11 protein-coding genes are annotated in these 11,676 nt (G+C 72.1%); 6 read left to right on the top strand and 5 right to left on the bottom strand.

Annotated elements, in window-relative coordinates; all coding sequences use genetic code 11:
- Nucleotides 1–77: 77 nt before the first annotated feature.
- Together D0D28_RS27720 and D0D28_RS27715 are read right to left on the bottom strand one after the other, a co-directional pair.
- The gene (locus D0D28_RS27720) at nt 78–689 is read right to left on the bottom strand and encodes a D-sedoheptulose-7-phosphate isomerase (protein WP_116113690.1); all 612 of its coding nucleotides are present in this window, start codon (nt 687–689) and stop codon (nt 78–80) included.
- Between the two features lie 22 nt (nt 690–711).
- Nucleotides 712–1,878 carry an MFS transporter gene (locus tag D0D28_RS27715; RefSeq protein ID WP_116113688.1) on the bottom strand — a complete coding sequence of 389 codons (1,167 nt, stop codon included), beginning with the start codon at nt 1,876–1,878 and terminating at the stop codon, nt 712–714.
- Between the two features lie 84 nt (nt 1,879–1,962).
- Here D0D28_RS27715 and D0D28_RS27710 point away from each other — a divergent pair, with 84 nt between their 5' ends.
- Complete coding sequence (locus tag D0D28_RS27710) at nt 1,963–2,502, top strand: TetR/AcrR family transcriptional regulator (RefSeq protein ID WP_240323379.1); 540 nt, start codon at nt 1,963–1,965, stop codon at nt 2,500–2,502.
- Between the two features lie 248 nt (nt 2,503–2,750).
- On the opposite strand, the gene D0D28_RS27705 is transcribed toward D0D28_RS27710, so the two are convergent.
- On the bottom strand, nt 2,751–3,032 hold the full coding sequence (locus D0D28_RS27705) for a metal-sensitive transcriptional regulator (protein WP_017986268.1): 282 nt from the start codon (nt 3,030–3,032) through the stop codon (nt 2,751–2,753).
- Nucleotides 3,033–3,185: 153 nt separating this feature from the next.
- On the opposite strand from D0D28_RS27705, the gene D0D28_RS27700 reads away from it, so the two are divergent.
- From D0D28_RS27700 to D0D28_RS27680, 5 genes are read left to right on the top strand one after another with little or no spacing between them, the layout of a single operon-like run.
- Nucleotides 3,186–4,250 carry a HoxN/HupN/NixA family nickel/cobalt transporter gene (locus D0D28_RS27700; protein ID WP_094003624.1) on the top strand — a complete coding sequence of 355 codons (1,065 nt, stop codon included), beginning with the start codon at nt 3,186–3,188 and terminating at the stop codon, nt 4,248–4,250.
- Nucleotides 4,243–4,452 (top strand): heavy-metal-associated domain-containing protein, encoded by a 210-nt coding sequence (locus D0D28_RS27695; protein ID WP_094003625.1) that lies wholly within the window; start codon nt 4,243–4,245, stop codon nt 4,450–4,452. Before D0D28_RS27700 ends, D0D28_RS27695 begins: the two co-directional genes overlap by 8 nt.
- Before the next feature lie 4 nt (nt 4,453–4,456).
- Nucleotides 4,457–6,652: a heavy metal translocating P-type ATPase gene (locus D0D28_RS27690; protein ID WP_116113685.1), complete on the top strand. Its 2,196-nt coding sequence runs from the start codon at nt 4,457–4,459 to the stop codon at nt 6,650–6,652.
- A gap of 57 nt (nt 6,653–6,709) precedes the next feature.
- Nucleotides 6,710–7,732, top strand: coding sequence for a flavin-containing monooxygenase (locus D0D28_RS27685; protein ID WP_116113682.1), 1,023 nt, complete (start codon nt 6,710–6,712; stop codon nt 7,730–7,732).
- A gap of 15 nt (nt 7,733–7,747) precedes the next feature.
- Nucleotides 7,748–8,890, top strand: coding sequence for a CaiB/BaiF CoA transferase family protein (locus D0D28_RS27680; RefSeq protein ID WP_116113679.1), 1,143 nt, complete (start codon nt 7,748–7,750; stop codon nt 8,888–8,890).
- Here D0D28_RS27680 and D0D28_RS27675 read toward each other — a convergent pair.
- Nucleotides 8,887–10,674 (bottom strand): thiamine pyrophosphate-requiring protein, encoded by a 1,788-nt coding sequence (locus D0D28_RS27675; RefSeq protein ID WP_116113677.1) that lies wholly within the window; start codon nt 10,672–10,674, stop codon nt 8,887–8,889. The genes D0D28_RS27680 and D0D28_RS27675 overlap by 4 nt on opposite strands.
- A 10-nt stretch (nt 10,675–10,684) precedes the next feature.
- Nucleotides 10,685–11,620, bottom strand: coding sequence for a Ppx/GppA phosphatase family protein (locus tag D0D28_RS27670; RefSeq protein WP_240323378.1), 936 nt, complete (start codon nt 11,618–11,620; stop codon nt 10,685–10,687).
- Nucleotides 11,621–11,676 lie beyond the last annotated feature (56 nt).

The raw sequence follows: 11,676 nt of genomic DNA, 5'->3' as shown, positions 1-11,676 counted from the left end.
ACGTCAGATGTGTATAAGATGCAGGGGTGGACTTTAGGGGTGGGGTCTGACAATTCGGGGCGCTTCGTCCTCCGGGCTCAGGAGGCCCTTCGCCCGCCGTCCTCTGTGGACAGTGCGCGTTCCACTGCCGCGCACAGGATGTGGACCGCCACGAGGTGGGCCTCCTGCACGGTGGCCGCGGTGCCGGGCAGGCACAGCGCGTCCTCGACGACGTTGGCCAGCGGGTTCGGGCTCGGCCCGGTCAGCGCCCACACGTTCGCCCCCGCCCGGATGCCCTCTTCGGCCGCTCGCGCCAGGTTGCGGCTGCGCCCGCTCGCCGACAGCAGTACGAGGATGTCGCGCGGGCGGGCGTGCGCCCGCACCTGCCGCGCGAAGACCTCGGCGTGGTCGTACTCGTACTCGTCACCCACCGCCGTGAGGCTGGAGGTGTCGGTGTGCAGGGCGATCGCCGAGAACGGTGGGCGGTCGTCGTGGTAGCGGCCAAGCAGGTCCGCGGTCAGTTGCCGCGCTTCCGCCGCGGACCCGCCGTTGCCCGCCGCGAGCAGGCGGTTGCCCTCGCGCAACCGCTCGGCGAGCACGCGGCCCCAACGCGTGAGGCGCGCCGTCTGCTGACGGAGCGCGCTCAGCGTCTCATCCAGGATGTCCAGGTGTCCGCGCGCCACGTCCGGAAGTGTGGTGGTCGCGCTCATGTGCAGGGGGTTTGCCTGCCGTTCAACGTTTAAACTTCTCCGCCGCCCACGCGGCGGCCAGGCCGACGAGGAGGAACAAGGCCGCGAGCCACGGCAGGAACGGGCCGGGTACCAGCTGGAGCGCGGCCGCGCCCAGCACCCCGGCCAGGGACACCGCGAGGTAGATCGCCGACGCGTTCAGCGACACGACCAGGGACGGCGTCGCCGGTGCGGCGGCGATCAGCTGGTGCTGTTGCGGCACCATCACCGACCACGACGCCAGGCCGTAGGCGATGACGGCGATCAACGCGCCCGCGAACGTGGCCGTCGTCCACGGCATGAGCGCGAAGTCGAGCGCGCCGAGGGCCATCGCGATGGTGATGACCCGCATCGGGCCGAAGCGGTCGGTCCAGCCGCCGGTGACGACGTTGCTGATCGTGCCGGCGACTCCGGCGGCGAACAGGAGGACGGTGAGGCGGACGCCGTCGCCCGCGGTCGCGTGCTCGACGATCACGCTCAGGTAGATCGTGACCAGGTAGATCCCGATGAACATGGCCACGGTCGCGGTGAGGATCAGCGCGATGGTCCGGTCCCGCAGCGGGGCCAGGCGCGCCCGCAGGGTGGTGGCCGGCGGGTTCGGCACCGGCGGCAGCCAGAGCGCGACGCCGGCCCCGGCTACCACGCCGAGCGCGGCGACCAGCCACATCGTCTCGCGCCAGCTCGCGACGGAACCGAGCAGCGTCCCGATCGGCACGCCCAGCGCGGTCGACGACACCAGTCCCAGTGTGACCAGCGACATCGCGCGGCCGCGCCGCTCGGGTGAGGCCAGGGCAGCCGCGGCGGTGGAGGCGGTCGGGGTGATGGCGGCGGCGCCGGCCGCGGCGATCACGCGCGAGGCCAGCGCGAGGCCGTAGTCCGGGGCGAGCGCGGTGATGGCGTTGCCCACTACGAAGACGCCGAGCGCGGCCAGCAGGACGGTGCGCCGCGGCCAGTTCCCGGTCGCGGCGGCGAGCACCGGGGACAGGACGGCGTAGGCGATCGCGAAGACGGACACGAGCTGGCCGGCCTCGCCGACGCTGACGTCCAGCGAGCGGGAGAGTTCGGGCAGGACGCCGTTGACGACGAAGGCGTCCGTGCCGACGGCGAACGTCGCGATAGTCAGGACGCCTATCCGGGGGGACAGGCGTTCGGTGGTGGTGGTGGTGACCATGGGCTCCCCAAACGGTACTGATCGGTTCCGTTTGAACGGTACTGATCGGTTCCGTTTCTCGTCAAGTTCGGATATCGTGGGGGTATGCCGACCCGTGCCCGTGAGCGTCTGGTGGAGACCGCGGAGGACCTGTTCTACGCGGAGGGCATCCGTGCGGTGGGGGTCGAGCGGTTGCTGGAGGAGTCCGGGGTCGGGCGCGCGTCGTTCTACCGGCACTTCGCGAGCAAGGACGACCTGGTCGAGACGGTCCTGAGCGAGCGCGACCGGCAGTGGCGGCAGGCGCTGGCGGAGGGGGTCGCGGCGCGCGGCGACCACCCGCTGGCGGTGTTCGACTTCCTCGCCGAGCGGTTCGCGCGGGCGGACTACCGGGGCTGCGCGTTCATCAACGCGATGGCCGAGCTCGGTGACACGGACACGGCGGTGTACCGGCTGGCGCGGGCGCACAAGGCCGCGGTGACGGACTACCTGGCGGGGCTGCTCGAGAAGGCCGGGTACGCCTCGAGTGCGGCGCTCGCGGCGCAGCTGATGCTGCTGATCGACGGGGCGCTGGTGACGGCGCTACGCGAGCGCAGCGCGGAGCCGGCCCACCGCGCGAAGGCGGTCGCGACGGCGCTGCTGGGGTGATTTTCTGGTGCCGGGTGGCGGCGTCGGAGGCTGTGCGGTGCCGGCTCGCGGGTGAAGGCGGTCGCGACGGCGCTGCTGGGGTAATCTCTGGGGCCGCGTGTGGCGGCGGAGGGCGCTGGGCGGCGCGCCGGTTCGCCGGGTGAGGGCGGTCGCGACTGGGCCGCGCGCTGGCTCCTGGGGTTGGCGAAACGGCCGGCAAGAGCGTCGGGGCGCGGAAGCACCGGCGGGCTCCGAGCCGGTCGGGCGGGTCAGGACTTCACGAGGCGTGCGATGGCGTCGCTGGCCTCGCGGACCTTCACCTCCGCCTCGCGGCCTCCGGCGCGCGCCGCGTCGACCACGCAGCTCGACAGGTGCTCGTCCAGCAGCTCGAGCGAGAACGACTGCAGCGCCTTCGTCGCGGCCGACACCTGCGTCAGGATGTCGATGCAGTACTTGTCCTCTTCGACCATGCGCTGCAGGCCGCGGATCTGGCCCTCGATCCGGCGCAGTCGCTTGAGGTAGGCGTCCTTGTCGCCGCTGTAGCTCGCCATGTCCGCCTCCGCTGTAGGAAAACTCCCGCCATCATACCCGCTCCCCGTATGCGCGCCCTTGCGTCGAACGGAGCCGTCTGCTCATCTGATTACCTGAACAGGTGATGGAGGTTATCCGTGGGTGATCGGACCCCGCTCGGCAGGCGGGAACGGATGTCGGTGGCGGGGATGGCCGGCTTCATCCTCGCGCTCAACGTCGCCGGCTGGGGGGTCCTGCTCCTGCTCGTCGTGCCGCAGCACTTCGCGATCGGCGCATCCGGCGTCTTCGGCGTCGGCCTCGGGGTCACGGCGTTCACCCTCGGCATGCGGCACGCGTTCGACGCCGACCACATCGCGGCGATCGACAACACCACCCGCAAGCTCATCGCCGACGGGCAGCGTCCGCTCACGGTCGGTTTCTGGTTCTCCCTCGGGCATTCCACGATCGTGTTCGGGCTGTGCCTGCTGTTGTCACTCGGCGTGCGCGCGCTGGCCGGCGAGGTCGAGAACGACTCTTCCACCCTGCACGACGTCACCGGGGTGATCGGCCTGTCCGTGTCCGGCGCCTTCCTGTGCCTGCTCGGCGTGATCAACCTGGTCGTCCTGATCGGCATCGTCAAGGTCGCCCGCGACATGCGCCGCGGCCGGTTCGACGAGGCCGAACTCGAGGCCAGGCTCGCCAGCCGCGGCCTGCTCAACCGCATCCTCGGCAAGGCCACCGCCGCCGTGCGCAAGCCGTGGCACATCTACCCGGTAGGGGTACTGTTCGGCCTCGGCTTCGACACCGCGACCGAGGTCGGCCTGCTGGTCCTGGCCGGTGGCGCCGCCGCGTTCGCGCTGCCCTGGTACGCCATCCTCGTGCTGCCGGTCCTGTTCGCGGCCGGCATGACCCTCTTCGACGCCGCCGACGGCTTCTTCATGAACTACGCCTACGGCTGGGCCTTCGCGCGCCCGGTGCGCAAGATCTTCTACAACATCACCGTGACCGCCCTGTCTGTCGTGGTCGCCCTGGTCATCGGCGTGATCGAGCTGATCTCCGTGCTCGTCGACCAGGCCGGGATCACGAGCGGCCTGCTGGCCTGGATCGCCGGGATGAACCTCGACCACGCCGGGTTCGTGATCGTGGGTTTGTTCGTCCTGACCTGGGTAATCGCCTGGGTGGTGTGGCGCTTCGGCCGCATCGAGGAACGCTGGGCGACCCCAGGTACGGGTAGGGGGTATAGTTCCGGGCATGACTGAGACCGTCTACACCGTCACCGGGATGACCTGCCAGCACTGCGTCGCCTCCGTCACCGAGGAGGTCACCAAGATCGAGGGCGTCTCCGACGTCAAGGTCGATCTGCCGACCGGCGCGGTCACCGTGGTGAGCGCCGCGGAGCTGAGCGACGACGCGATCCGCGCCGCCATCGACGAGGCCGGGTACGAGCTCGCCTCCCGGTGACCCGATGACCGCCGCCCCCGAGCGCACCGAGGTCGAACTGGCCATCGGCGGCATGACCTGCGCCGCGTGCGCGAACCGCATCGAGCGCAAGCTGAACAAGCTCGACGGGGTCACCGCCACGGTCAACTACGCCACCGAAAAGGCCACGGTCAGCTTCCCGGCCGGCGTCGAGCCGCAGCAGCTCGTCGACACGGTCGTCGCCGCCGGGTACTCGGCCACGCTGCCGCGGGCCGGCGAGGAGGGCGACGACCACGTCACCGGCCTGCGGGACCGGGTGCTCGCGGCGGCGGTCCTGTCGCTGCCGGTGGTCGTCCTGGCGATGGTCCCGGCCTGGCAGGTCGACTACTGGCAGTGGATCTCCCTGGCGCTGGCGACACCGGTCGTGTTCGGCGCCGGCCTGCCGTTCCACGTGGCGGCGTGGACGAACCTCAAGCACCGCGCCGCGACGATGGACACCCTCATCTCCGTCGGCACCCTCGCGGCCTACCTGTGGTCGGTGTACGCGCTGGTGTTCACCGAGGCCGGGGAGATCGGGCTGCGGCACCCGTTCGAGCTGACCATCGAGCGCGGCAGCGAAAGCCGCATCTACCTCGAGGTCGCCACGGCGGTGACCACGTTCATCCTGGCCGGGCGCTACTTCGAGGCGCGCGCCAAACGCCGGGCCGGCGCCGCCCTGCGTGCGCTGCTGGAGCTGGGGGCCAAGGACGTCGCCGTGCTGCGGGACGGCGCCGAGGTCCGGATCCCGGCGTCGCAGCTGGCGGTGGGGGACCGGTTCGTGGTGCGGCCGGGCGAGAAGATCGCGACCGACGGCGAGGTCGAGGACGGCTCGTCGGCGGTGGACGTGAGCATGCTGACCGGCGAGTCCGTGCCGGTCGAGGTCGGGCGGGGCGACGCGGTCGTCGGCGCCACCGTCAACGCGGGCGGGCGTCTCGTCGTGCGTGCCACCCGCGTCGGGTCGGACACCCAGCTCGCGCAGATGGCGAAGCTCGTGGAGGCGGCGCAGACCGGGAAGGCGCAGGTCCAGCGCCTGGCCGACCGGGTGTCCGGGGTGTTCGTGCCCATCGTGCTGGTGCTCGCGCTGGGCACGCTGATCACCTGGCTCGCCCTCGGCGAATCCACCACCTCGTCCTTCACCGCGGCGGTCGCGGTGCTGATCATCGCCTGCCCGTGCGCGCTGGGGCTCGCCACGCCGACCGCGTTGCTCGTCGGCACCGGCCGGGGCGCGCAGCTCGGGATCCTCATCAAGGGCCCGGAGGCGCTGGAATCCACCCGCCGGATCGACACCGTCGTGCTGGACAAGACCGGCACGGTCACCACCGGCCGCATGTCGCTGGTCGACGTCCGGCTCGCCGACGGCGCGGACCGCGACGAGGTGTTGCGGCTGGCCGGGTCGCTGGAGCACGCCTCCGAGCACCCGATCGCCAAGACCATCGCCGCCGCCGTGGACGAGCACGCGCCCGTGTCGGAGTTCCGCAACGTCGAGGGCCTGGGCGTGCAGGGCGTGGTCGAGGGCCGCACGGTCGTGGCGGGGCGCGCCGCGCTGCTCGCCGAGTGGGGCCTGCGCCTCCCGGAGGCGCTCGCGCGGGCCAAGACCGAGGCGGAGGAGCTGGGCCGCACGGTCGTCGCGGTCGGCTGGGACGGCCAGGTGCGCGCGGTCCTGATGGTGGCCGACACGGTCAAGCCCACCTCCGCCGAGGCGGTCCGCCGGCTCGCGGCGCTCGGGCTGCGGCCGGTGCTGCTGACCGGCGACAACGAGACGGTCGCGAAGGCGGTGGCCCGCGAGGTCGGCATCACCGAGGTGATCGCCGAGGTGCTGCCCGCCGACAAGGTCGACGCCGTGAAACGCCTGCAGGACAAGGGAAACCGGGTCGCGATGGTCGGCGACGGCGTCAACGACGCGGCCGCGCTCGCGCAGGCCGACCTGGGACTGGCGATGGGCACCGGCACCGACGTCGCGATCGAGGCGAGCGACCTGACGCTGGTGCGCGGCGACCTGCGGGCCGCGGCCGACGCGATCCGGCTGGCGCGCCGCACGCTCGGCACCATCAAGGGCAACCTGTTCTGGGCCTTCGCCTACAACGTGGCGGCCCTCCCGCTGGCCGCGCTCGGCCTGCTCAACCCGATGATCGCCGGTGCGGCGATGGCGCTGAGCTCGGTGTTCGTGGTGACCAACTCGCTGCGGCTGCGCGCCTTCTCGTAGCGGAACACAACGTCGCCCGGGCCGACTAGGGTGGTGACCGACCTGGGGGAGGCGTGAATGCCGGACGCGATCGTGATCGGAGGCGGCCAGTCCGGGCTCGCCGCGGCGTACGCGCTGCGGGAGGCCGGGCTGAAGCCGGTGGTGCTGGAGGCGCAGGCGGAGCCAGTCGGATCCTGGCCCCGCTACTACGACAGCCTCACGTTGTTCTCGCCCGCCGGCTACAGTTCCCTGCCTGGCAAACGCTTTCCCGGCGACCCCCGGCACTACCCGGTGCGCGACGAGGTGGTCGCCTACCTGCGCGACTACGCCGCCGGGCTGGACGTGGACATCCGGACCGGGCACCGGGTGGAATCCGTGCGGCGCAACGGGAGTTTCGTCGTGCGCGCGGGGGAGGAGTTCGAGGTGCCGATCGTCATCGCGGCCAGCGGGTGGTTCGGCAAGCCGTACACGCCCGCGTTGCCCGGGCTGGATTCCTTCGCGGGCAAGGTGATCCACGCGGCGGACTACCGGGAGCCGAGCGCGTTCGCCGGGCAGCGGATCGTCGTGGTCGGCGCGGGCAACTCCGGGGTGCAGATCGCCGCCGAGCTGGCCGGGGTCTCGTCGGTGACGCTCGCGACGCGCAAGCCCATCCGGTACGCGCCGCAGCGGCCGCTGGGCAAGGACCTGCAGTTCTGGTTCACCGTCACCGGTGTGGCCGTGCTGCCGCGCCGGATCAAGGGTGAGCCGCCGACCGTTCCGGTGATCGACACCGGTCGCTACCGCCGGCTGATCCGCGCCGGCCGCCCGGACCGCCGTCCGATGTTCACCCGCCTCGACGGCAACCACGTCGTCTGGCCGGACGGCCGCCGCGAACCCGTCGACACGCTCCTGCTCGCCACCGGGTACCGGCCGGACATGCCCTACCTCGCCGGTCTCGGCGCACTGGACGAACGCGGCCTGCCGGAGCACCGGCGCGGCGTGTCCACGTCCGTGCCCGGCCTCGGGTACGTCGGGCTGGAGTGGCAGAGCACGCTGGTGTCCGCCAGCCTGCGCGGCGTCGGCCGTGACGCGCGCTACGTGGTCCGCCGCCTCCGCCGATGAGGTAGAAGGGACGGTGTGACCGATCGAACCGGGGCGCTGTCGGGCGTCGTCATCGCTGATTTCAGCCGCGTGCTCGCCGCGCCGTACGCGACCATGCTGCTCGCCGACCTCGGAGCCGAGGTGATCAAGGTCGAGCGGCCCGGCGCCGGGGACGACACCCGCGCCTGGGGCCCGCCGCACGCCGGCGGGGAGGCCGTGTACTTCCGGTCGGTCAACCGCAACAAGCGCTCGATCACCCTCGACCTCGCCGATCCCGACGACCTGGCCGCCGCGAAGGCGCTGGCGAACCGCGCCGACGTGGTGGTCGAGAACTTCCGCCCGGGCACGATGGCCCGCTACGGCCTGGGCTACGACGACCTCGCCCCGGGCAACCCGGGCCTGGTCTACTGCTCGATCTCCGGGTTCGGCAGCGGCGCCGGCGCGGCCCTGCCCGGCTACGACCTGCTGCTGCAGGCCGTCGGTGGGCTGATGAGCGTCACCGGGCCCGCGCCGGGCGAGCCGACGAAGGTCGGCGTCGCGCTGGTCGACGTCCTGACCGGCCTGCACGCGGCTGTCGGCATCCTGTCCGCGCTGCGCCACCGCGACGCGACCGGCGAGGGGCAGCTGATCGAGGTCAACCTGCTCGGCGCGCTGCTGTCCAGCATGGTCAACCAGAGCGCGAACCACGTGATGGCCGACGTCGTGCCGGGCATCCTCGGCAACCGGCACCCGTCCGTCGCGCCGTACGAGGTGTTCCAGGCCGCCGACCGGCCGATCGTCATCGCGGTCGGCAACGACCGGCAGTTCACGGCGCTCACCGAGGCGCTGGGCGTGCCGGAGCTGGCGACCGACGAGCGGTTCACCACCAACGCCCAGCGGGTCGCGCACGTCGCCGAGCTGGCCGAACTCCTCGGCGCCCGGCTGCGCACCCGGCCCGCGGACGAGTGGTTCGAGCTGCTCACGCCCCTGGGCGTACCGTGCGGCCCGGTCAACGACCTCGCCGAGGCGTTCCAGCTCGCCGACCGGCTCGGGCTCGCGCCGCGCGTCCCGCTGGGCGGGCTGGACGTGGTGCGCAACCCGATCGGGCTGACGAAGACGCCGCCCGCCTACCGCCAGCCGCCACCGAAGCTCGGCGAACACAGCGACGAGATCCGCACCTGGCTGAAGGACGGCGACTAGCGGTTCGGCAGCAGCTCCTGCGCCTTGGTCTTCAGGCCCTGCACCAGGACGTGCCACGCGTCGCGGTCGCCCTTGAGCATCGCCTCGGTCGTGGACTTGATCTGCTCGAACGTCGCGTGCGGCGGGATCGGCGGCACCTCCGGGTCGCAGCGCACGTCGAGCAGCGCCGGGCGGTCCGCGGACAGCACCCGGTCCCACGCCGCGCCCAGCTGGTCCGGCGAGTCCACCGCGACCGCCTCGAAGCCCAGCGAGCGGGCGAACTCGGCGTAGGAGAACTCCGGCAGCGACTGCGACTCCTCGAACTTCGGCGCGCCGCCCATCGCCCGCAGCTCCCACGTGACCTGGTTCAGGTCGTTGTTGTGGAACACGCACACCACCAGCCGCGGGTCCGACCACAGGTGCTGGTAGCGCTGGATGGTGAGCAGCTCGGCCATGCCGTTCATCTGCATCGCGCCGTCGCCCTCGAGCGCGATCACCGGCCGGTCCGGGCAGGCGAACTTCGCGCCGATCGCGTACGGCACGCCTGGCCCCATCGTGGCGAGGGTGCCGGACAGCGTGCCGCGCATCCGCCCGCGCATGCGCAGGTTCCGCGCGTACCAGTTGGTCGACGAACCCGAGTCCGCGGTGACGATCGCGTCCTCCGGGATCCGCTGCGACAGCTCGTGCACCACCCGCATCGGGTTGACCGGGTCCGCGTCGACCATCGCCTGCTGCTCGACCGTCTCCCACCAGGACGTGACGTTCTGCTCGATCTTCTCCCGCCAGGCGCGCTCTTCCTTGCGTCGCACCATCGGCAGCAGCGCGCGCAGCGTGCCCTTCGCCTCGCCGACCAGGTTCACCTCGGTCGGGTACCGCATGCCGATCATGCTGCCGTCGATGTCGATCTGGATCGCGCGCGCCTTGCCGAACTCGGGCAGGAACTGGCTGTACGGGAAGTTCGAGCCGACGATCAGGAGCGTGTCGCAGTCCCGCATCATCTCGTAGCTCGGCCGCGTGCCCAGCAGCCCGATCGAGCCGGTCACGTACGGCAGGTCGTCGGGCAGGACGTCCTTGCCCAGCACCGCCTTCTCGATCCCGGCGGCGGTCAGCTCGGCGATCTCGCGGACCTCGGCCGCAGCGTTGCGCGCGCCCTGCCCGATCAGGATCGCGACCTTCTCGCCCGCGTTGAGGACGTCCGCGGCACGCGCCAGCTCGTCCTCCGGCGGGATGACCACCGGGTGCGGGAAGCCGGGCGGGCTGGACGGCACGTGCTTGAACGCGTGCTTCGGCGCCGAATAGGGCTCTTCCTGCAGGTCGTTCGGGATGATCACGGCCGTCGGCGCGCGCTTGGCCAGCGCGGTGCGGATGGCCCGGTCGAGCGCGTTGGGCAGCTGCTCGGCCACGTTGACCTCGACCAGGTACTCACTGGCCACGTCCTTGAACAGCGGCTGCAGGTCCACCTCCTGCTGGTAGGACCCGCCCATCGCGCTGCGCGCGGTCTGGCCGACGATCGCCACCACCGGGACGTGGTCGAGCTTGGCGTCGTACAGCCCGTTGAGGAGGTGGATGGCTCCCGGCCCCGAGGTCGCCATGCAGACCCCGACGTGCCCGCTGAACTTGGCGTACCCCACCGCCTCGAACGCGGCCATCTCCTCGTGACGGGCCTGGACGAAGCGCGGCTTGTTGTCCGCCTTGCCGAACGCGGCGACGATGCCGTTGATCCCGTCGCCCGGGTAGGCGAACACCTGCTCGACGTCCCACTCCCGCAGGCGCTGCAGCAGGTAGTCGCCGACCGTCTCCGACATGGAAAACTCCTCACGCTCCTCGGCTCAGTCCCACGAGGGACTTACCCGGGGCGCCCCGGCCCGACACCTCCGGCACCGCGGTGCTGATCGCCTGCAGCGGCAGGCCGTCGTAGACCTGCAGGGTTTGCAGGTGGTGCAGCATGATTCCCTCGCGCAGCGCCCACGGGCACACGTCGACCTTGCGGATGTCGAGCGTGTCCATGGTCGCCTTGGCGACGATCGCGCCGGCCAGGATCTGCCGGGCGCGCGGCGCGGACACCCCGCGCAGGCGGGCCCGTTCGGCTGCCGTCATCTCGGCCAGGCGGGGGATCCACGCGTTGAGCGCGTCGACGGTGAGGGTGCGCCGCACGAACGGGCCGCGCCGCTGCGGCGGCGCCCCGGCCAGGCGGGCGAGCTGCTTGAACGTCTTCGACGTGGCGACGGCGCGGGCGGGGACGCCCTCCCATCTCAGCCGGTCGGCGACCTCGCGCAGCATGTCCCGCACGTGCCGCCGCATCGCCTTGACCTGCCGGACCGACGGCGGGTCGTCGGGCAGGAACGTCCGGGTCAGCCGGCCCGCGCCCAGCGGGAGGGACAGGGTGAGCTGCGGTTCGGCGTCGCGGCCGAGAGCGATCTCCAGCGAGCCGCCGCCGATGTCGAGCAGCAGCAGGCGGCCGGCGGACCAGCCGTACCAGCGGTGCGCCGCCGCGTAGGTCAGCCGGGCCTCGTCCTCGCCGGTGAGGAACTGGGGGCGCACGCCGGTGCGCTCCTCGATGCGGTTGATGACCTCGTCCCGGTTGGCCGCGTCCCGGATCGCCGAGGTCGCGAACAGGAACAGCTGCTCGACGCGGTGCAGCCGCGCGGTGGCGAGCGCGGCCTCCACGGCGTCCACCGCCCGGCACACGCCCTCCTCCGCGATCGCCCCGCACTCGTCGATCTGCTCGGCCAGGCGTGTGGGCTCTTTCACAGCCAGCGCCGGTAATGGCGGGGCGCCCGGGTGGGCATCCACGATCTGGAGCTGCG

Source organism: Amycolatopsis ruanii, assembly GCF_003385175.1.
Lineage (GTDB): Bacteria > Actinomycetota > Actinomycetes > Mycobacteriales > Pseudonocardiaceae > Amycolatopsis_E > Amycolatopsis_E thermalba.
This window is presented reverse-complemented; position numbering and strand designations above follow the sequence as displayed.